Source organism: Geodermatophilus sp. SYSU D00815, assembly GCF_054050035.1.
In genome coordinates, this window is the sequence record NZ_JBJGYO010000019.1 from 1 (window position 1) to 20,888 (window position 20,888).

The following is a 20,888-nucleotide window of genomic DNA, read 5'->3' on the forward strand; positions in this document are numbered from 1 at the left end:
CCCCCCCCCCCCCCCCCCCCCCCCCCCCCCCCCCCCCCCCCCCCCCCCCCCCCCCCCCCCCCCCCCCCCGCCCCCGCCCCCCCCGCCGCCCCCCCCCCCCGCCCCCCCCCCCCCCCCCCCCCCCCCCCCCCGGGCTCGGGGGAGCCTCCATGGCCACAGCGATCCGCACCGCGGGCACCGAGCATGCGCCCGCCACCGGCGAGGGCAAGCGCCTGCGAGCGAGGGGGCGGGCGAAGAACCCCTACCCCTTCTGGTTCTACCTGCCGGCGGGCGTCGTCTACGGGGTCCTGTTCCTCGTGCCGACCGTCATCGCCTTCTACTTCAGCCTCACCCGGTGGGGTCTGTTCTCGCAGGAGTTCATCGGCTTCGACAACTTCGCCCAGTTCTTCCGTGAGCCGGCGCTGGTCACCGGCCTCAAGAACTCCCTGATCTACGGCGTGGTCACCTCGGCGCTCAAGGTGGTCCTCGGCATGCTGCTGGCGGTCCTGCTGACCTCGCAGATCATCGCCCGCGGCTGGCTGCGCTCGGTGATCTTCTTCCCGGTCCTGGTGAGCACGATCGGCGTCGGGCTGACGTTCGTGGTCCTCATGGACCCGCAGGACGGCATGATCAACGAGGCGCTGGCGGCCATCGGCATCGACGGCCCCGACTGGCTCACCGACCCGGGCCTCGCGTTGTACTCGGTCGCCCTGGTGGACGTCTGGAAGGGCGTCGGCCTCGCCACGGTCATCTACATCGCCGGCATCGTGTCGATCCCGCGGGACTACTTCGAGGCGGCCGAGATGGACGGCGCCGGACCGTTCCAACGGTTCCGGCACATCATCCTGCCGCTGGCCCGCCCGGCCACGGTCACGGTGATCATCCTGTCGCTGATCGGCGGGCTGCGGTCGTTCGACCTCATCTGGGCGATGACCCGCGGTGGACCCGGCTTCAGCTCCGACGTCATCGCCTCGGTCATCTACAAGCAGTACCAGGCCGGCTTCTACGGCCTGTCGACCGCCGGCAACGTCGTCCTCTTCCTGGCGGTGTCGCTGATCATCGTGCCGCTGTTCTGGTGGCTGAACCGGAAGACGGTGGAGCTGTGAGGCACGCGTCGCGCTACTGGCTCGGCGGAGCGGCGCTGCTCGTCACCGCCGTGGTCTTCCTCGTCCCGTTCGCCTTCATCCTGCTGACCGCGTTCAAGGACCAGCAGCAGTCGTCGCGGCTGGACTTCTCCTGGCCGGCGTCGAACAACCTCGTCTCCAACGTCGTCGAGGTCGTGCAGGCGCGCGACTACATGCTGCTGACCGCCTTCTTCAACAGCACGGTCCTCACCGTCGCCAGCGTGGCCGGCATGGTGGTCCTCGGCGCGATGGTGGCCTACGTCCTCCAGCGCCGGCTCACCCGCTGGAACCGGGTGGTCGAGCTCCTGGTGCTCTCCGGGCTGATCATCCCGCCGGCGGTGGTGCCGACCATCTGGGTGCTGCAGGAGATCGGCCTGTTCCGCACGCTGCCGGGGCTGATCCTGGTGGAGATCGCCTACGGGCTCTCCTTCACCATCCTGCTGTTCCGGGCGTTCATCTCGACCATCCCGCGCGACCTCGACGAGGCGGCGGTCCTGGACGGCGCCGGCCCGCTGCGGGTGTTCTTCCAGGTCATCTTCCCGCTCCTGCGCTCGGTCGCGGTGACGGTGATCGTCGTGCAGTCGGTGTTCGTGTTCAACGACTTCGTCAACCCGCTGTACTTCCTGCCCGGTGACGAGAACGCCACCGTGCAGCTCACCCTGTTCAACTTCCAGAGCCAGTTCACGCAGCAGTACAACCTGCTGTTCACCGACATCCTGCTGATCACGATCCCGCCGCTGATCCTGTTCGTCTTCTTCAACCGGCGAATCGTCGAAGGCATGACCGCGGGCGCCGTCAAGGGCTGACCCCGCGGCCCCCGAACCGCTGCGCCGACGAGGCGCGGCTCGACGGCCGGCGTCGCTGCGCCGTGCCGTGAGCTCCTCACGCAGTCCCCGACTCCTCGAGAAAGGCCCCGCATGCCGACGACCGTCACCGTCTCCGCACCGCGCTTCGAGCACCACCGGGAGGCGCTGGGCATCGGGGAGGCGGAGCCGCGCCTGTCCTTCCGGGTGCAGGCCCCGGCCGACTGGCGGCAGCAGGCGTACGAGGTCGAGACGACGTCCGAGTCCGGCCGCTGGTCCAGCGGCCGGATCCCGGGCGCCGAAAGCGTCCTCGTCCCGTGGCCGGCCACGCCGCTCGCCTCCCGGGAACGGCGGCTCGTCCGCGTGCGGGTCTGGGGGGCGGAGCAGCAGCCCTCCGCGTGGGGTGAGGCCGCGTCCGTGGAGGCGGGCCTGCTCCACGCCGGCGACTGGGTGGCCGAGGCCGTCTCGCCGGCCTGGCCGGAGGACCGGGACGGTGACAACCCGCCACCCCTGCTGCGCACCACGTTCACCGTCCGCGGCGAGGTCGAGCGGGCCCGGCTGTACGTGACCGCGCACGGTCTCTACGAGGTCGAGCTGAACGGGAGCCGGGTGGGGGACGAGGCCCTGGCGCCCGGCTGGACCAGCTACGCGCACCGGCTGCGCTACGCCACCCACGACGTCACCGCGTCGCTCCTGCCGGGGGAGAACGCAGTGGGGGCGTGGCTGGCCGACGGCTGGTTCCGCGGGCGCTTCGGCATCCACGGAGGGACCCGCAACCTCTACGGGGACCACGTGGCGCTGCTGGCGCAGCTGGAGATCCGCTACACCGACGGCAGCACGCAGACCGTCGCCACCGGGCCCGGCTGGCGCGCCGCCCTCGGGCCGATCACCTCCTCCGGCCTGTACGAGGGTGAGCGGTACGACGCCCGCCAGGAGCTCGACGGCTGGTCCTGCCCCGGCTTCGACGACGCGGGCTGGTCGGGCGTGACGACGGTCGCGCGCGACCCGGCCACGCTGGTCGCCCCGCTCGGGCCACCGGTCCGCTGCACCGACGAGCTGCGGCCGGTGTCGATCACCCGGTCGCCGTCGGGCGCCACGATCGTCGACTTCGGCCAGAACATCGCCGGACGGCTGCGCATCCGGGTCTGCGGCGCCGCCGGCACGACCGTGCGGATCCGGCACGCGGAGGTCCTCCAGGACGGCGAGCTGTACACCCGGCCGCTGCGCACCGCCTCCGCCACCGACGAGTACACGCTGCGGGGCGAGGGGGTGGAGACGTGGGAGCCGCGGTTCACGTTCCACGGGTTCCGCTACGCGGAGATCACCGGCTGGCCCGGCGAACCGGGACCGGAGGACGTGGTCGCCCGCGTGCACCACACCGACATGGCCCGGACCGGTTGGTTCGAGTGCTCCGACCCGCTGATCAACCGGCTCCACGAGAACGTGGTCTGGAGCATGCGGGGCAACTTCGTCGACGTCCCGACCGACTGCCCCCAGCGCGACGAGCGGCTCGGCTGGACCGGTGACCTCCAGGTCTTCGCGCCCACCGCGACCTTCCTCTACGACTGCGCCGGCATGGTGAGCTCCTGGCTGCGCGACGTCGCCGCCGAGCAGTACCCGGACGGGACGGTCCCCTGGTACGTGCCCGAGGTGCCGGGCGGGGAGTGGACGCCGGCCAACCCGGGCGCCGTCTGGGGCGACGTGGCGGTGCTGACCCCGGCCGTGCTGTACGAGCGCTTCGGGGACACCGGCGTGCTGCGGGCGCAGTACGCCAGCGCCAAGGCGTGGGTGGACTGCGTGGCCGCCCGGGCCGGCGACGACGGGCTGTGGGACGAGGGCATGCAGCTGGGCGACTGGCTGGACCCGACTGCACCCCCGGAGGACCCCGCGGCGGCCCGGACCGACCGGTACCTGGTGGCCACCGCGTACCACGCCTGGTCTGCCCTCCACCTCAGCCGCATCGCGGGCCTCCTGGGCGAGTCGGAGGACGAGAAGCGTTACGGCGAGATGGCCGCGCGGGTGGCCACCGCCTTCGCCGCCGAGTACGTCACGCCCACCGGCCGCGTGGTCAGCGACGCCCAGACCGCCTACGCGCTGGCGCTCGTGTTCGACCTCCTCCCCTCGTCCGCGCAGCGGGAGCGGGCCGGGCGGCGGCTCGCCGAACTGGTGGCCGAGAGCGGCAACCGCATCGCCACCGGCTTCGCCGGCACGCCGCTGATCACCGACGCCCTCAGCTCCGTGGGCAGGGACGACGTCGCCTACGCCCTGCTGACCGAGCGCGGCTGCCCGTCGTGGCTGTACCCGGTGACCCAGGGCGCCACGACGATCTGGGAGCGCTGGGACAGCCTGCTGCCCGACGGGACGGTCAACCCGGGGGAGATGACCTCGTTCAACCACTACGCCCTCGGCGCCGTCGCGGACTGGCTGCACCGGGTGGTGGCGGGTCTCGCCCCGGAGGAGCCGGGCTACCGGCGGATCCTGGTCCGCCCCCGTCCCGGCGCCGGCCTGACCAGCGCCCGGGCCAGGCACGAGACGCCCTACGGCCCGGCCGAGGTGTCCTGGGAGCTCACCGGGGTGGACCTCGCCGTCCGCGTCGAGGTGCCGACCGGGGCGACGGCGACGGTGGACCTCCCGGGGCGTGAGCCGGAGCTGGTCGGCCCCGGCGTCCACACCTTCGCGGCCCGGGTGCCGTGAGCGGCCCGTCCCTCGAGGACCGGGTGCGCGCCCTGCTCGACGACTTCTCGCCGGCCGAGCGCACCGCCCTGGCGCCGGGGGACTGGACGCCGCTGACCGCGCGGGGCCTGCCGCACCCGCTCGACCGGCGGGCCGTCGTCGACGGGACCCACCGGCTGCGCGTGGCGGGGGACTCCGCCGACCCGGGGAGGCCGCTGGTCCTGGAGGTGCTGGGGGGTCGTCCGCGGTCGGTGCGACGCGGGCACGCCTGAGCCGGGGCGGCGTCCTCAGCCGAGGGTGCTCGCACGGGGGATGAGGACGGGCTCGAGCGTCACCGTGCGGCGCTCGTGCCCGTCCGGGACGTCCAGCTGGGCGAGCAGCAGTTCTGCCGCGACGCGGCCGAGCTCCTCGCCCGTCTGGTCCAGCGTGGTGATCGGGATGACGCTGCTCCAGGCCCAGCGGTTGTTGTCGTAGCCCACGACCGCGACGTCGTCCGGCACCTGCAGCCGGCCGTCCAGGAGCACGGCCTGGACGAAGCCCAGGGCCAGCAGGTCGGCCGCCGCGAAGACGCCGTCCGGACGGTCGGACGCCGGCCGGAAGAGGACCTCGGCCGCCACCGCGCGGCCGTCCTCGACCCGCACCTCCGGCGTCTCGATCCGCTCGACGGTGACCGCCTCGCCGGCCTCCCGGGCGGCCCGGGCCGCGCCCTCGAACCGGTCGCGCACCACGGGGAACTCCGTCGGTCCGGCGAAGAGCAGCCGCCGGCAGCCGCGGTCGATGAGGTGCCGGGCGGCGAGGTAGCCACCGTGCTCGTTGTCGGTGGTCACGGCGCAGACGTCGATGTCCGCGGCGGGATCGTTCAGCACGACGACGGGCACGCCGCGGTCCAGCAGGGGGCCGATCTGCCCGACGCTGCCCCAGTGCGGCGCCAGCAGGATCCCGGCGACCCGCTCCTCCTCGAACACGTCGAGGTAGGCCTGCTGCTTGCCGGCGTCGGACGCCGAGTTGGCGAGCAGCACGTTCATCCCGGCCCGGCCGGCCACCTCCTCGGCACCGCTGATCATGTCGAGGAAGTACGTGTTGCTCAGGTCCTGCACGACGAACCCGAGCGTGGAGCTGGTGCCGGCGCGCAGCGACCGCGCGGCGGCGTTGCGGACGAAGCCCAGCTCGGCGATGGCGGCCTCGACCCTGGCCCGGGTGTCCGGGGCCACCCGCGCCGGGTCGTTGAGGACGTTGGACACGGTGCCCAGGGAGACGCCCGCCGCCCGGGCCACGTCGACCATGCTCGGGGCCGACGAGCTCCGCTGCGGCGCGCCGTTGCGGACGAAGCCCAGCTCGGCGATGGCGGCCTCGACCCTCGCCCGGGTCTCCGGAGCCACCTTGCCCGGGTTGTTCAGGACGTTGGACACGGTGCCCACGGAGACACCCGCCACGCGGGCGACGTCCACCATCCTCGGGAACGGCCTCCGCACCTGGCTGACGTGCCCCTTCCGGTGTCCGCTCGGCTGTGACGCAGACGATAGACGCCGGGATCCCCGCCGGGCCCCGGGTGCGGACCACCGCTCCTCCCGAAGGGGGGCGGGCGGCGGGAGGCGTCGGCGGCCGCCGAGCTCATCGGTCCCCGGCTACCGGTCGGCGTCGTCCTCCGGGTCGAGCCGGCGCGGGTCGAGACGGCCGTCGAGCAGGTCGGCGGCCAGCTCGTCGGCGGTGCGGCCGTCGGCCCAGGCGCGGCCGCGGAGCAGCGCGAGGGCGTCCGGCGCCGGCAGCCGCAGGGCGAGGGTGAGCACGCCGACGGCCATCCACAGCCGCTCCCGCCGGAGCGCGTCCGCCGTCCGCAGCAGGACCGGACGGCGGGCGAGCGGGGCGAGCCGCCGGGACACGGACGCGGCGACCCGCTCGACCTCCTCCAGGTCGACGGCGACGGGCCCGACCGGGGCGGTGAAGTACAGGCTCAACCCGCCCCGGGCCCGGGTCGGACCGGGCAGCGGCACGGCCAGGGTGCTCCGCAGGGGCGTCCGGGTGACCAGCAGGTGGTGCAGCCCCGGCCAGCGACGGGCCAGCAGCCGCTCGGTGGCGGGCACGGGCGCGCCCGTCCGCAACGCCTCCGCGTCCGGCCCGCTCCCGGCGGTGAACTGCAGGCTCTCGGCCAGCGCGACGGCGGGACCGCTGGCGGCCAGCGGCGCCGGCACACCCGTGCCGGCGTGCACCGTCAGGCCGACGCCGTCGACGGGGAGCACGGCGGCCACGGCGCGGACGAGCCGCGCCGCGTCCGGGGGAGCCGGCGGTGCGCTGCCGCGGAGGCGGCGCAGGGGGTCCCGCCGGCTCATCGTCGTCCTCTCGTGGTCTCCGGTGCCGTCAAGCCTCGTACACCTCCCTCGGCCGCTCCTGCACGCCGGCTGTGAGAAGGCTGGACGCCGGCCTGGCCGGTCGGCGGTCGAGCAGCCGGCACGCCACGGCGACCAGGGCGAGCGCCAGGACGACGGACCAGGGGTGGTCGATGACCGCCTTCTCGGCGCCGGCGAGCGGGTTGGCGACGACGCCGAGGCGGTCGAGCGCCCAGCCGGTGGCGGCGGCCAGCGCCACGCAGGCGCCGACCACGCGCACGGCGGGGTAGGCGCGGGTGCGGGAGACCAGGTACAGCGACGGGAAGACCAGCGCGACGGTGAGCAGCTGGGCGAGTTCGACCCCCACGTTGAAGGCCAGCAGGGACAGCACCGAGGCGGAGCCCGCCAGCCCCAGGTCGGCGAGGATGCCGGCGAAGGCCAGCCCGTGCACGAGCCCGAAGCCGCCGGCGATCAGGACCTCGCCGCGGCGGGCGAGCGGCCGGATGGCGTGCACCGCCGCGACGCCGACCGACGCGGCGATGAGCACCTCGACCGGCGCGCTCGGCACCGACACCCATCCCAGCGCGGACGCGACGAGCGTCAGGGAGTGCCCCACGGTGAAGGCCGTGACGACGCCGAGGACCCGGCGCAGCGTGGGGAGCACGCCCTCGCGGCGTCGCCAGCGTCCGGCGACCGCGACCAGCGGTGCGACCAGCAGCAGGGTGAGCAGGAACAGCAGGTGGTCGGCGCCCTCGAGCACGTGGTGCAGGCCGTAGCCGATCATGTCGGCCAGGCCGGTGGAGGCGACGTCGCCGATGGCCAGGCTCCCGGTGGACGCGTCGAGGACGCCCGCGGTGGAGATGTCGCCGGCCGCGTCGGTCAGGACGACGACGGCCTCGTGCGTCTCGTCGGCCTCGATGACCGCGTCGTAGGCGAGCGTGAAGCTCGAGGGGTCGGCGCCGCCGGGGTCGAGGGTGACGTCGACGCTCAGGGACTCGATGCCCTCCACCGACTCCAGCACGACGTCCGACCACGTCTCGGACCACGTCGCGCCGTCGGCCCCCGTGGCCGCGAGGTGCGCGTCGAGGTAGGCGACGACCTCGTCGGCCCAGGAGGCGGTGTCGGCGGTGGTGTGGTCGGTGCCGAGCGCCTCGTCGAGCGTCTCGAGCGCGATGCTCACCGTCGCGTCCACCGAGTCCTCGTCGACCCGCACCGACAGCGTGCTGCTGTCGAGGCTGTGCGCGGCGGCGACCGACGGCGTGAGCAGGACGAGGCCGGCGGCGAGGGCGGCGCCGGCGGCGAGCGTGCGACCGCGGAACAGGCTGGGCATGGCGACCGAGCCTGCGGACGGTGGCTGTGAGCCACCCGGGAGCCGGCTGTGCAGACATCACGTTGCGCGACGGCTCGGTGTCACAGCGTTCCCACAGTCGACGGCCAGCAGCGCCATGGCGACGGCACGCAGCGTGGAGCCCGACCGACTTCCCCGACATCCGAGAGAAGCCAGAGATGAAGCTCCGCAAGACCCTCGCCGCCGTCGTCCTCGCCGCCGTCGTCCCCGTCGCCGCCGCCTGCGGCACGACCGCCGAGGCTGCCTCGACCACCAGCAGCACGAGCTCGACCACGACCGACACCGGCACCTCGCTCGACGCGGCCGCCCAGGACGGCGCCCGGGGCGGTGGCCCGGGCGGCGTCGACGTCTCCTCGGTGTCCACCGAGGAGGAGCTGGTCGCGCTGGTGCAGGAGGCCTACGGCGACGCGGGCCTGGGCCTGCACCGCGGCCACCAGCCCGTCGAGGACGTGCTCGACGAGGTCCTCACCATCAGCCACGACGAGCTGCACGTGCGCATGGACGCCGGGCAGAACCTCGCCGCCGTCGCCGAGGACATCGGCGTCGACCCGCAGGAGCTCGTCGACGCGCTGGTCGAGGCGTGGAGCCCGGCGATCGACAGCGTGCTCGCCGCGGGCGAGATCACGTCGGAGGAGGCCGAGCAGTACCGGGCGGCCCTGGAGGAGGCCTTCACGTTCCGGGTGAACTGGGACGGCGAGGAGGCGACGCCCACCTTCTCCGGGCTCGACGCCTGAGCCGCGGCGCGGCTACCGCGCCAGGCGGAGGGCCGGCGCGGCGGGGGCGGGACCGCCGGTCCCGCCGGCGCCTCCGCGGAGGAGCACCAGCGGGGGACGGGTGCCGGCCGGGAGCGGTTCGCCGAGCCGGTCGCGCAGCGACGCGTTCGCGTAGCCGGCGGGCAGCCGGTGGCACTCGTCGCGGGGCTGCGGCGGCGCCGTCGGCTCGGCGCGCTCCTGCCCGAGGTGGACGTAGGTGATGCGGTCCGCGGGGTCGTAGGTCCTCATCTCGTCCTCGCTCGTCCCGGAGGAGGTGCCGGCGGTGCTGTCCGGACACGCACAGCATCGACCTCGGGTACGACAGGAATCAGACCCCGATGCGGGGTCGCCGGGCACCCACACGTGGGGGTCCGGCGGCGCACCGCGGGGTACCGCTGCGGGGTGAACGGGCACGGTCGGGACGGCGACCGGGTGACGTCGACGCCGTGCCCGCCTAGCCTGCCGCGGTGACCGGCGCGCCGTGCCCGGCCGGTCGTCGCGCGTGCGCGGGAGCGGGCCGAGGAGGAGTGCGCAGGATGGTCCAGCACGAGGACGTGCCCGCCGGGGCGCTGCTGGAGGTCGCCCAGCGCATCGCCGACCACCTGCTGGAGGTGCAGCGCCGGGTCAACGAGCGGGTGGACGCCCTCCAGGCGGAGCTGCTGCCGCAGGTGCGGCAGCGGCTGGGCCCCGTCGGCGCCGACCCCGAGGCCGACGACGTCGACCTGACCGGCCTGGTGAACACCCGCATCGCGGGGCTGAGCATCGTCGTCACCCCGGAGGCGGTGGCGACCGTGCTGCCGCTCTCGCCCGCGTCGGCCGCGACCACGCGGGCCGGGCGCCGTGCCGTGACCGACATCCTCGGCGGGACCGACGGCCGGCTCGCCGTCATCGCCGGCCCGTGCTCGATCCACGACCCGGTCGCCGCGCTCGAGTACGCCGACTTCCTGCGGCGCATGCGCGACAGGCACGCCGACGACCTCGAGATCCTGATGCGCACCTACACCGAGAAGCCGCGGACCGAGGTGGACTGGAAGGGCTTCGCGTACGACCCCTACCTCGACGGCTCCAACCGGATCAGCGTGGGGCTGATCGCCACCCGGATGCTCATGGGCCGGATCACGGCGACGGGCGTACCGGTGGCCGCGGAGCCGCTCAACGCCCTGACCCCGCAGTACGTCAACGGCCTGGTCACCTACAACGGCGTGGGGGCGCGCAACGTCACCGACCAGACCGCCCGGGAACGGGTCTCCGGGTTCTCCGCCGTCGTCGGGTTCAAGAACTCGCCCGAGGGCAGCATCGAGGCCGCCGTCCAGGCCGTCGTCACCGCGCGCGCCCCGCACGAGTTCCTGGGCGTCGACCGCCACGGCATGTCGGCCCAGCTGTCCACGACCGGCAACGAGACCGGGCACGTGATCCTGCGCGGCGACAAGCACGGGCCGAACTACTCCGCCGCGCACATCGCCGACACCCGCGACCGGCTCCGCGCCCGCGGGCTGCCGGAGGTCGTCGTGGTGGACGCCTCGCACGGCAACAGCCAGAAGGACCACCTGCGCCAGATCGACGTCGTCGGCGACCTGGCCGACCAGGTGGCCGGGGGTGAGACGGCGATCCGCGGCGTGATGCTCGAGAGCAACCTCCGCGCGGGCCGGCAGGACCTCGACCAGCGGCGGCCCGAGGCCCTGGAGCACGGCGTGAGCGTCACCGACGCCTGCGTCGACCTGGCCACGACCGAGCGGCTGCTCGACGAGCTGGCGGCCGCGGCCCGGGCTCGGCGCAGCCGTTCGGCCGCCGGCGACGCCGTCGCCCCCGGCCGCGGGTGAGCGGTGACCGGGCGGGCGATCCGGGGCAGGATCGGTCCCCGACCTCCGCGGAGGGGACCGACCATGCACGGGCTGCCGTGACGCCCCCCGTCTCGCGCCGCGAGATCCGCTCGGCCCGCTTCCCCCAGGGGTTGCCGGACCGCTGCGACGACACCGTCGTCGAGGCGTTCGACGACGGCTGGCTGCTGCTCGAGCGGACCGAGTCCGGTTACCGGATCCTCGGCGTGGCGGAGGACTACCGGGCCGCCCGGGCGTGGCTGGTGGCGCCCGAGGAGGGAGCCGGGTCCTGACCCGCGGACGCCCCGAGGGCCCGCCACCCGGGGGGAGGTGGCGGGCCCTCGGTCGTCCGGTCACCCCGCGAGGGGGTGCTCCGGCCGGTCGGTGCGGGTCACGGTGCCACGGGGGTCACCGTGACCGGAGCGGACGACGGTCCGGTGCCGGCGCTGTTCACCGCCCGGACCCGGACGGTGTACCGGGTGCCGTTGAGCAGGTCGGTCACCGTCGCTTGGAGGGTGTCCGGGTTGGCCGTGGCCCGGAACACGGTGCCGGCCGGGTCGACCGCGGTCACCAGGTAGCGGATCAGCGGCGACGAGCCGGTGCTGGCCGGCGCCGTCCACGTGACCGACACCTGCCCGTCCCCAGGGGTGGCCTGCACGCCCGTGGGGGCGCCGGGGAGAGCGGCCGGGTCCGGCGTGGTGGTGCCGCCGCCGGACGGGCTGCCGGCGCCGCCGACGACGGTGACCGGGAGGGTGGCCGCGGTGCCGGCGGCGTCCTTGACCGTCACGGTCGCCGGCGGGGCGAGGCTGGGGATGGCCAGGGGGGCCGCCGAGGTCAGCTTGACCGCGGCGCCGTTGGCGTCCTTGAAGCCGACGACCTCGAGCGGGTAGGTCGCCGGGGCGATGGCCGTGGCGGCGACCGTGAGGTTCGTGCCGTCGTAGGTCGCCTGGTTCACCGTGATGCCGCTGATCTTGTAGGTCTTGGTGCTGACCGGGACGTCACCGAGGTTGCGCACGGTCACCTCGGTGGGCAGGGCCGCGCCGGCCTGCAGCGGGATGCGGGCGTAGAGCCGGTCGCTGCGGGGGTCCTTGACCATCGCGGTGGTGGCGAAGCGCCCGTCCTGCCCGACGACCTCGAGCTGGCTGCCCTTGCTGGTGGCGAACACGTCGAGGAAGCCACCGGTGACGCTGGCCCGGTCGACGGTCAGGCCGGTGTTGGTGGCGATCTTGCCGGAGATGCTGAACAGGTCGGTGGTGCCCTCCTGCAGGGTGCCCTGCCAGGCGGTGAACCGGTTGAAGGCGAACGGGCTGCCGGTGACCTGGTGCGGCACGTTCGGGTCACCGACGTAGCCGGCCGGCGGGTTGGGGAGGACGCCGGGCCGCCAGCGCAGGAACGGGCCGAAGTTGCCGGCGAGCGGGGTGTCGAAGTTGTTCAGGGCCGGCGAGATGTCCTGGACGAACCGTCCCTCGCCGTCCGCGTCGGTGTCGACGGTCAGCTCGCCGAACGGGTGCTTGAACCGGTAGGTCGTGCCGGGGGCGGCGTCCTCCACGTCCACCCGGACGCGGGCGAACACGGTCTGGTCGCCCGGCTTGACCTCCTCGTTGAGCCAGGCGCCCTCGAGGCCGAGGACGAGCTGCGCCGTGCCCCCGCCGCGCAGGGCGACCTCGGCCTCGACCAGCTGGTAGAAGAACTCGGCCGGCCAGTTGCTCGGGAAGGCGACCGGCGCCGAGGGGTTGGGGACCTCGTCCACCGGGATGCCGCACAGCGCGTTCAGGTGGTCGGTGCAGGGCTCGAGCCGCAGACCGTTCTTGTCCTCGTACCAGGCCGGGAACCCGTTCGCGGGGTTGACCGGTCCGGTCTGCGCCAGCCCGCCGGGGTTGGTGACGGTGATCTCCGTCGCGGCGTTCGACGACGTCATGAACGTCAGCGGCAGCAGCGCCGCGGCCACGAGCGGCACCACCAGCCGGCGGTACCGCAGGGAGCCGGAACCCCGGCGTCGGGCGGAAAGCTTCATCGGATGTCTCCCCGTTGCACGTGGTCGAATTCCGGTACCGGGCGGGTGCCGGGTGGTGGTGCCAGCCTCGTGAGGAGGCGGTGGCGCGGGCAGCCGCGAGTGAGGGGGGCCGCACCGCCCAATCTGCGGGGTCTGCGAGCTAGCCGAGGACGCCGGTGAACCACAGCGCCCAGGCGAGGCCGCCCAGGACGAGCAGTCCGTCGACCGTGCGCCGCCGCCACCGGGCCGGCTGGAGGGCGGCCAGCGCGGCGATCAGCAGGACCTCGGCGGCGACGGTCACCGGGCCCAGGACCCCCGGTGCGTGTCGCGCGGTGGTCGTCGCCTCGCCCGCCATGGGCGTCGGCGTGGCGGACCGGTTCGCGACGCCGTCCGAGAGGTCGACGCCGGTCACGGGGTCGAAGCCGGGGTCGTGCGTCGAGGCGCCGTGCCCGTCGTGCGCGGCGTCGTGCACGGCGAAGGCGTCGAGCAGGCTCGTCGTGTGGGCCACGACGTAGAGGCCGATCAGCGCCACGGTGCCCAGCAGGGCCAGGCTGACGAGCCGCCGGTCGGGCCGGAGGCCCGTCCAGCTGGTCATCAGCAGCCAGCACGCCAGGCCCACCTGGGCGAACGCCGTGAGCAGGAAGAACCCGACGGCCAGCTCCCCGGCCTCGAGGTGGTCGACCGCGACGGCGATGTGCAGTCCGCCGGCCGCCGCGGCCCCGAGCGCGCCGAGCCGCAGCCAGGCGCGCAGCGCCCGGCCGGAGCCGTCCTCGGCCACCGGGGTGGCCGGGGCGGCCTCGGGGACGGTCACCGGCGCGCTCACGGGGTGCCGCCGGTCGTGGTGCCGCCGGTCGTGGTCGTCGTGCCGGTCGTGGTGCCGCCGGTCGTGGTCGTCGTGCCGGTCGTGCTCTCGGGGGCCGGCGGGGCGGCCGTCTCACCCGTGGAGGTCTGGACCGTGGACGTCGACCCCGTGCTCTCCCCCGCCGGCTGGGTCGCGGGCGGCGTGGGCCGGATGTTCGCCGGCAGGTTGTTCAGGTCCAGCGCCGGCGCGGGCAGCGCCTGCGGCGGCGCACTGTTGATCGAGTCGCAGTCGACGTCGTGATGTCCCACCTGGTACTGGAACATCATGTCGTGGTCCTCGTGCGAGAGGTTGTGGCAGTGGATCATGTACCGCCCGTCCTCGTGCTCGAACTTCATGAGGAGGCGGACCGTCTCCTCCTCGCCGACGTAGACGACGTCCTTCGGGCCGCGCTCCTCCGGCCGCGGCGGCTGGCCGTTGCGGCTCAGCACGCGGAAGTCGACGAGGTGGACGTGCAGCGGGTGGAACCACCCACTCGACTCGTTGGTCACGTCCCAGATCTCGATCGCGTCGCGAGCCGGGTTGCCGAAGGTGTACTCGTAGTTCGACTTGACGACGTCGTCCCACGTGAGGTCGTTGATCTTCCACAGGCCGTTGCTGCGGTGCAGCCGCATCTGGCGGACCGCGGACCGGTCGGCCGCCTTGAGGGTCATCACCGGGTGGGCGCCGCCGAGGCTGTTCGGCGCCTGGTTGCCCTCGAAGCTGGTGACGCCGCTGAGCACCTCGAACTGCATGACCTTGCCGGTGTGGTCGAAGTCGCGAGCGTTCGGGACGCCGTCGTTGAGCAGCTGGACCTTCTGGCCCTTGAGGTCCTTGAAGTCGACGATGATCTCGTACCGCTCGGCCATGCCGATCGTGAAGCTGGTGACCTCCTGCGAGTACTGCATGAACCCGCCGTCGGTCGCGATGATCTTGAACGGCATGTTGTTGCTCATGCGGAGCCTGAAGCCCCGCGCGAGGGTGCCGTTGAGGATCCGGAACCGGTACTTGCGCGGCTCGACCTTCATGTTCGGCCAGGGCACCCCGTTGACCAGGATCACGTCGCCGTAGACCCCTGACTCGCCGTCGTCGTCCCACAGGAGCTGGCCCTGGGCGCTGAAGATGGCGTCGCTGAGGATCAGCGGGACCTCGTACTGCGCGCGGTGGTAGGTCGGCAGCGCCGGGTTGAACCGCGGGATCTGGAGCGCCTTCTCGAGCTCGGTGTCGACGACGTGGTACTGCGCGGCCAGCCCCATGTAGACGTTCTGGGCCGTGTGGTGGACGCCGTGGTCGTGGTACCAGAGCGTCCGCGGGCTGCAGTTGTTCGGGTACTGGTAGTGCTTCCACTCGCCCGGGTTGGTCAGGTCGCCGGCGTAGCCGTCGTACTGGGGCTTGGACGGCGAGCCGTGCAGGTGCAGGGAGGTCCAGGGCACGTAGCCGAGCGTGGGGTGGCGCGGCGGCAACTCGTTGGCGACCTGCATGACGGTCCGGCGAGGGATCTTCTTGCCGGGGTTGTCGGGGTCGGGCTGCAGGTAGGTGCGGATCGTCGGGCCCGGCACGGAGCGGATCACCGAGCCGTCCGGCATGTGGCCGGCGTAGCACCACAGCTTCGTCCAGAAGCCCGGGACGATCTGGGCCTGGACGTTGGTCTCCGTGACCTTGTAGTAGTCGGTGCCGAGGTACGCACCGCCGCGGATCGGCTCGCCGGGGTAGTGGGCGCTCCCGGGCTGCGGCACGTAGTCGTCGGGGACGTACCCGTAGACGTCGCTGCGCACGTTGTCGCTCACGACGGGCTGCAGCACGGGCGGCGCCTTGAACTGCTGCGTGAAAGGCGTCGGCATCTGGCTCGGCGACAATTGCGACGCGGTCGCCGCCGAGAGGACCGATTGGAAGGGGATGGCCATTGCGGCCGTGCCCGCAGCCGACAGCTTCAAGACGTCCCGTCGGTTGAGGCTGGGCGATTCCATCACTGCGCTCCCTCGAGCTGATCCCCGTGCTAAGTCCAGGTAAAGGGTGCTGGTGGAACCCCAGGTGTCACAGCCGACGCAAGGGGGGAGGGGGGACCCGAAAATTGGGGGGCAACCCGGACGCCGGGGCATCAGACCTCACTGTGGGCGACCGACCGCTGCCGTTGCGTCCTCGACCGGCTCTCGGACCTGCATTGCTGCACCCGGCGGTACTGGTCGCACCGGAGTCGTGAACGAAGCACGCGCGCGATCAGGCGCATTCCCCGAAATGGGGAAAAGGCGTGGCGGAAAGGAGTTCGCCGGCATTCGGCCGGGAGCGGCCCGCCATTCCGGGGTCCGACGACGGCCCGCCGCGGGGAGCTCTGGAACGGCCCCGCGCGCCGCGGTCAGGCGTCGCGGTTGTCGCGGACGACGGTGTCCGACGCGTTGTCGGTGATCTTCTGGGCGGCGGTCAGGCCGGTGAGGTCGTTGCCCTCGACCACCACGGCGGTGCACCCCGCCGCCACCCGGACCGCGCGGGCGGTCGTCGCCCCGGCGGCCTGCCGGAAGGTGGAGCCGGCCACGCGGGCCCCCGCCGCGCCGACCAGGTCGACGCCCCAGATCCCGTTCCCGATGTCGGTGAACGAGCAGTCCTCCACGGCCAGCGCCGTCACGGGCGCCGTCGGGCCGGCCACGAGCAGCCGCTTGCCGCGGGTCCCCGCGAAGGAGGAGCCCAGCATGCGCACGCGGTCGGCCTGCTCGACGACGGCGACGACGTCGGCGCTGCCCGAGGGGGCGGCGAACGTGCAGCCGTCGAAGGTGATCCCGCTGACGTTCGGTCCCCCGATGCGCAGGACGCCGTTGACCGGCCGGGTGATGTTCGTCCGGGTGAACGTCACGTCGCGGACGGAACCCCCGGCGGCGGGGTCGGTCTGGATGCGGATCTCCTGCGTGCCGGCGTCCGCGCTGCGCGCCATGTCGACCGAGCAGTCGGTGAACGCCAACCTCTGGATGGTGCCGCTGCTGTGCGTGTTCTTGACGACGATGCCCCGGTCGGTGCCGGCCCCGCGGCAGTTGCTGAAGGAGCAGTCGGTGACCGAGGCGCGCATGCCGCCCTCCCCGCCGGTCCACTCCAGCAGGGCGACCAGGAACCGGCTGACCGTGCTGACGCCCGTGCAGCCGACGAACCGGCCGCGCGTGATGCTCATGTCGCGCAGCAGCGCGTCCGGGGCGCCGATCGGCACGAACTGGAAGCAGTCGTCGCCGGACTGGACGTCGCAGGAGGTGGCGAGGAAGTCGGCGCCCCCGATCACCCGGATGCCGCCCGTGCCGGTGGCCACCGCGCTGTTCCGGACGCGCACCCGGTCCACCCGGCCCCGGTCGCCGGCGTACATCACGGCCTGCCCGCCGGCGTAGGTGTCGATGGTGAGGTCCTGCAGCACGACGTCGTGGCCGTGGAGCGCCACGATCACCCCGGTGCGGCTGTGGTCCCGCGCCCCGATGGTGCCCGGGCCGGTGATGCGGACGCCGTCGGACCGCACGGCGAAGTCCCGGTTGCGGAGGAACGCGTTGGCGAGGCCGGGGGTCGTCGCCCAGTCCTTGAGCAGGCGCGCGCCGCTGGCGAGCTGCAGCTGCGCGCGGGCGGGCAGGAGCAGGCTGCGCGTGCAGCGGTAGGTACCGGCGGGCAGCACGCCCACGGCGGCCTGCCGCGCCGTCGCGTCGACGAGCCGCTGCACCGCGGCCGTGTCGTCGGTGGTCCCGTTCCCGGTGGCCCCGAAGTCCCTGGCGTTCAGCGTCACGGCGGCCGCGGGCGTCGCGGTGGCCAGCCAGCCGAGCGCCGGGACGGCGGTCAGCCCCGCGACGCCGGCCACGGCGAGGGCGGTGCGGCGGCTGACCGGCGGGCGGGGGTCGGTGTGCGATCGCTCGTCCACGGGGGGCCTCGATCCCGAGGCGCACAGGCGTGCGCGGTCCGCGAGGCCCGCCCCCCGACGACCCCCGACGGCGGCCTCGGACGACCGCCGCGCGGGTCAGGATGAACCCGTCCCGGGTCCGTCGCCAGTGGTGGGACGACGGACCCGGCGGTACCGGTTCGCGGCGGCGGGATCAGGCGCCGCTGTTGCCGCTCACGGCCGTGTCGGCGGCCCGGTCGGCGACCGGCTGGGCGTGGGCGATGCCGGTGAAGTCGTTGCCCTCGACCACCACGCCGCTGGCCTCCGGCGAGATCCGCAGCGCGCGGGCGGTGGTCGTCCCGGCGGCCGCCTGGAAGGTGGAGCCGGTCACCCGGGCGCCGGTGGCCTTGAGCACGTCGACGCCGAACGCGCCGTCGGCGATGCCGGTGAACCGGCAGTCCTCCACTGCCAGCGCCGTCACCGGGGTCGCGGGCCCGGCCACGAGCATCCGCTTGCCCGGCGCGCCCACGAAGGTGCACCCGCGGAAGTGCGGCCGGTCGGTGCCGTCGACGACGACGGTGAGCGGTGCCGCGCCCGACGGCGCCGTGAACGTGCAGCCGTCGAAGGTCAGGCCGCTGACGTTCGGGCCGCCGACCCGCAGGGTGCTGTTCACGGCCCGCTTGACGTCGGTGCGGGTGAACGTCACGCCGCGGATCGCCCCCTGCGACGCCGGGTCGGTCTGCACCCGGATCTCCTGGGTGGAGGCGTCGGCGGCGCCGGACATGTCCACCGTGCAGTCGGTGAACGCCAGCCGCTCGATGGCGCCCTTGCTGTGCGTGTTCTTCACGACGATGCCGCGGTTGACCGCCGAGCCGTGGCAGCTGACGAACGAGCAGTCGACCACCGAGGCGTCCATGTCCGTCGTCCCGGGCTCCCCGCCGGTGAACTCCAGCAGCGCGACCATGAACCGGCTCACCGAGCTGGCGCCGGTGCACCCCTCGAAGCGGCCCCCGGTGATCGTCTGGTTGTAGAGGGTCGGCTCCGCCTCGGGGTTGCCGATCGGCACGAACTGGAAGCAGTCGTCGCCGGACTCGACGTGGCAGTCGGTGCCCAGGAAGTCGGCGCCGCCGATCACCCGGATGCCGCCGGTGCCGGTCTCGACGGCGCTGTTGCGCACCGTGACCCCGTGGACGCGGCCGCGGTCGCCGCCGTACATGACCGCCTGGCCGCCGGCGTAGGTGTCGACGGTGATGTCGCGGATCTCCGCGTCGTCGCCGTAGAGGGCGAGCACCACGCCGGTCCGGCTGTGGTCGCGGGCGCCGATGCTGCCCGAGCCGGTGATCCGCACGCGGTCGGCCTTCTCCGCGAAGTCGGCGTTGCGCAGGAAGGCGTCGATCATCCCCGGCGGCGCCGCCCAGTCCTTGACCAGGCGGGCGCGCCGGTCGAGGTGCAGCTGCACGCCCGACCGCAGCAGCAGGCCGCTGGTGCACCGGTAGGTGCCGGCGGGCACGAACGCGACGAGGCCGCGCCGCGCCGAGGCGTCCAGCAGCCGCTGCACGGCCCGGGTGTCGTCGGTGGTGCCGTTGCCGCGCGCGCCGAAGTCGCGGCGCAGGTCGAGCACCTCGTCGTCGTCCCCGGCCGGGCGCAGGCCCGGGTGCGTACCCGGTCCCGAGGTGCCGAGGACGGGCACGCTCGCCAGCCCGGCCAGGCCCAGGAGCAGGGCGTTGCGGCGGCTCAGCCGGGGGACCGTCGGCTGCTGGTCCATGTCTCTCCCCGTGTGCTCAGGTCGTGGGGTCGGTCGGGGGGTCAGCGGCTGGTCGCCGTCCGCAGCGCCGTGTTGAAGACCTGCCGCTGCACGGCAGCCACGGTGCGGACGAGGATCACGAGATCCCGCCAGAGCGACCAGTGCTCGATGTAGGAGTTGTCGAAGCGGGCGCGCTCCTCGATGGAGGTGTCGCCGCGCAGGCCGTGGACCTGCGCCCACCCCGTGAGGCCCACGGCCAGCCGGTGCCGGTCGCGGTAGCCGTCGACCGAGGCGGCGAACTGGGCGGCGTACCGGCACTCCTCGGGCCGGGGGCCGACCAGGGACATGTCACCGCGCAGGATGTTCCACAGCTGCGGCAGCTCGTCGAGGCTGGTGCGGCGCAGCAGGTTCCCGATCCGGGTCTGCCGCTGCTCGACGTCGATCTGGCGCGCGTGCATGGTGCTGCGGGTCGAGCGCGGGGCCGCGTTCCCGGCCGTCGACGCGGCGGGGGCGGCCACCCGGAGCGTGCGGAACTTCAGCATCTGGATCTCGGCGCCGTCGCGCCCCGTGCGCGGCTGCCGGAAGAGCACCGGGCCGGGGCCGCTGACGCGCACCGCGCAGGCGACCAGGGCCATGACCGGCGCCAGCAGGGTGAGCGCCACGCCGGCCACCGTCACGTCGAGGAGCCGCTTGACCCGCCAGGCGCCGCGGCGCAGCGCGGCCCGGCGCACCCGGTGCAGCGGGATGCCCCACAGGTCCTCCACGTCGGGACCACCGGGCGTGAGGCCGACGTCGAAGAACCGGGGGACGAGGTAGACCTCGACGTCGCGCTGCGCGGCGCTGCGGACGAGGCCGACGAGCTCGGCCTCGCGGGTCGGCCCGTAGGCGACGATCACCGTGCGGACGCCGTAGGTGTCGAGGACCAGGTCCAGGTCGTCCAGCCCGCCCAGCGGCTCGCGCTCGTCGAGGGGGCTGCCGTCGGTGAGGAAGCCGACGCCGCGCAGACCGAACTCGGGGTGGTCCTGCAGGGTGGCGAGCAGGTCCATGCCCAGCCGGCCGCCGCCGACGACGAGGGTGGCCTCGCCGACCAGCCGGTGCCGCCGCGCGCTGCGGAGCGCGGCGTAGCCGACCGCGCGGCCGGCCACGAAGCAGGGCACCGCCCACAGCGCGTGCACGGCGAGCGAGAGGTCGCCGCCGGCCAGCGACGCGAACGGGGCGACGAGGAGCAGCGCGAGCGCCAGCCGGGGCAGGTGCCGGGGCGCCTCGTCCAGCGCGCTGGGGGTGATCCGCGGGCGGTAGGCCCCGGTGACGGCCAGCACGAGGACCGCGGTGACGACGAGCGCGGCGCCGGTGGCCGCGGGACCGGTCGTCCAGGTCATCGGCAGGGCCAGGGCGACGGCGTCGAGGGCCAGCAGCCCGGCGCGGACCAGCGCCCCGTGACCCGAGGGCTCGCGCTCCGGCAGGAACAGGTCGGTGGCGTCGGCCGGGTGGGGCGCGGGCGACCACGTCTCGCCGATGGCCACCCCGGGCAGCAGGGCGGGAGCCGGACGCCGGCTCTGCGCCTCGTCCCGGTACGACACCTCGGTCATCGCCACCTGCCCTCCTTCTACGGGACACCAGGGTCAGGTCCGACCCCCCTCTCCCGGCACTCCCGGGCG

At 74.1% G+C, this 20,888-nt stretch carries 17 protein-coding genes; 7 read left to right on the forward strand and 10 right to left on the reverse strand.

Annotation, left to right across the window (positions count from 1 at the left end):
- Window positions 1-149: 149 nt before the first annotated feature.
- The 4 genes from ACI78S_RS18170 (at window position 150) to ACI78S_RS18185 (ending at window position 4,851) form a co-directional block, all read left to right on the forward strand.
- On the forward strand, window positions 150-1,085 hold the full coding sequence (locus ACI78S_RS18170; protein ID WP_456975882.1) for a carbohydrate ABC transporter permease: 936 nt from the start codon (window positions 150-152) through the stop codon (window positions 1,083-1,085).
- Window positions 1,082-1,909: a carbohydrate ABC transporter permease gene (locus ACI78S_RS18175; RefSeq protein WP_456975884.1), complete on the forward strand. Its 828-nt coding sequence runs from the start codon at window positions 1,082-1,084 to the stop codon at window positions 1,907-1,909. The genes ACI78S_RS18170 and ACI78S_RS18175 overlap by 4 nt, the downstream gene beginning before the upstream one ends.
- 111 nt (window positions 1,910-2,020) lie before the next feature.
- Window positions 2,021-4,600, forward strand: a complete 2,580-nt coding sequence (locus ACI78S_RS18180; protein ID WP_456975886.1) for a glycoside hydrolase family 78 protein — start codon at window positions 2,021-2,023, stop codon at window positions 4,598-4,600.
- Window positions 4,597-4,851, forward strand: a complete 255-nt coding sequence (locus tag ACI78S_RS18185; RefSeq protein WP_456975888.1) for a hypothetical protein — start codon at window positions 4,597-4,599, stop codon at window positions 4,849-4,851. The genes ACI78S_RS18180 and ACI78S_RS18185 overlap by 4 nt, the downstream gene beginning before the upstream one ends.
- Before the next feature lie 15 nt (window positions 4,852-4,866).
- Here ACI78S_RS18185 and ACI78S_RS18190 read toward each other — a convergent pair whose 3' ends face one another.
- The 3 genes from ACI78S_RS18190 to ACI78S_RS18200 form a co-directional block, all read right to left on the reverse strand.
- A complete protein-coding gene (locus tag ACI78S_RS18190) occupies window positions 4,867-6,030 on the reverse strand; it encodes a LacI family DNA-binding transcriptional regulator (protein ID WP_456975890.1) in 1,164 nt (387 codons plus the stop codon).
- Between the two features lie 174 nt (window positions 6,031-6,204).
- Window positions 6,205-6,906 (reverse strand): GAF domain-containing protein, encoded by a 702-nt coding sequence (locus tag ACI78S_RS18195; protein ID WP_456975892.1) that lies wholly within the window; start codon window positions 6,904-6,906, stop codon window positions 6,205-6,207.
- Window positions 6,907-6,934: 28 nt separating this feature from the next.
- The gene (locus ACI78S_RS18200) at window positions 6,935-8,233 is read right to left on the reverse strand and encodes a HupE/UreJ family protein (RefSeq protein WP_456975893.1); all 1,299 of its coding nucleotides are present in this window, start codon (window positions 8,231-8,233) and stop codon (window positions 6,935-6,937) included.
- Between the two features lie 176 nt (window positions 8,234-8,409).
- Here ACI78S_RS18200 and ACI78S_RS18205 point away from each other — a divergent pair, with 176 nt between their 5' ends.
- The gene (locus ACI78S_RS18205) at window positions 8,410-8,985 is read left to right on the forward strand and encodes a hypothetical protein (RefSeq protein WP_456975895.1); all 576 of its coding nucleotides are present in this window, start codon (window positions 8,410-8,412) and stop codon (window positions 8,983-8,985) included.
- A gap of 12 nt (window positions 8,986-8,997) precedes the next feature.
- Here the strand turns inward: ACI78S_RS18205 and ACI78S_RS18210 are convergent, their stop codons facing one another.
- Complete coding sequence (locus tag ACI78S_RS18210; RefSeq protein ID WP_456975897.1) at window positions 8,998-9,252, reverse strand: hypothetical protein; 255 nt, start codon at window positions 9,250-9,252, stop codon at window positions 8,998-9,000.
- 287 nt (window positions 9,253-9,539) lie between these two features.
- On the opposite strand from ACI78S_RS18210, the gene ACI78S_RS18215 reads away from it, so the two are divergent.
- Together ACI78S_RS18215 and ACI78S_RS18220 are read left to right on the forward strand one after the other, a co-directional pair.
- Window positions 9,540-10,823, forward strand: coding sequence for a 3-deoxy-7-phosphoheptulonate synthase (locus ACI78S_RS18215; RefSeq protein WP_456975899.1), 1,284 nt, complete (start codon window positions 9,540-9,542; stop codon window positions 10,821-10,823).
- Between the two features lie 77 nt (window positions 10,824-10,900).
- The gene (locus ACI78S_RS18220; protein ID WP_456975901.1) at window positions 10,901-11,113 is read left to right on the forward strand and encodes a hypothetical protein; all 213 of its coding nucleotides are present in this window, start codon (window positions 10,901-10,903) and stop codon (window positions 11,111-11,113) included.
- Window positions 11,114-11,211: 98 nt separating this feature from the next.
- Here ACI78S_RS18220 and ACI78S_RS18225 read toward each other — a convergent pair whose 3' ends face one another.
- From ACI78S_RS18225 to ACI78S_RS18250, 6 genes are all read right to left on the reverse strand, one after another.
- Entirely contained in the window at window positions 11,212-12,834 is a 1,623-nt protein-coding gene (locus ACI78S_RS18225) for a fibronectin type III domain-containing protein (RefSeq protein ID WP_456975903.1), read from the reverse strand.
- Between the two features lie 139 nt (window positions 12,835-12,973).
- Window positions 12,974-13,624, reverse strand: a complete 651-nt coding sequence (locus tag ACI78S_RS18230) for a hypothetical protein (RefSeq protein ID WP_456975905.1) — start codon at window positions 13,622-13,624, stop codon at window positions 12,974-12,976.
- Window positions 13,625-13,632: 8 nt separating this feature from the next.
- Complete coding sequence (locus tag ACI78S_RS18235) at window positions 13,633-15,618, reverse strand: multicopper oxidase domain-containing protein (protein ID WP_456975907.1); 1,986 nt, start codon at window positions 15,616-15,618, stop codon at window positions 13,633-13,635.
- Between the two features lie 386 nt (window positions 15,619-16,004).
- Window positions 16,005-17,528 carry a glycosyl hydrolase family 28-related protein gene (locus tag ACI78S_RS18240; protein WP_456975909.1) on the reverse strand — a complete coding sequence of 508 codons (1,524 nt, stop codon included), beginning with the start codon at window positions 17,526-17,528 and terminating at the stop codon, window positions 16,005-16,007.
- A gap of 172 nt (window positions 17,529-17,700) precedes the next feature.
- Window positions 17,701-19,251, reverse strand: a complete 1,551-nt coding sequence (locus tag ACI78S_RS18245; protein WP_456975912.1) for a glycosyl hydrolase family 28-related protein — start codon at window positions 19,249-19,251, stop codon at window positions 17,701-17,703.
- Between the two features lie 41 nt (window positions 19,252-19,292).
- Entirely contained in the window at window positions 19,293-20,819 is a 1,527-nt protein-coding gene (locus tag ACI78S_RS18250) for a sugar transferase (protein ID WP_456975914.1), read from the reverse strand.
- Window positions 20,820-20,888: the final 69 nt, after the last annotated feature.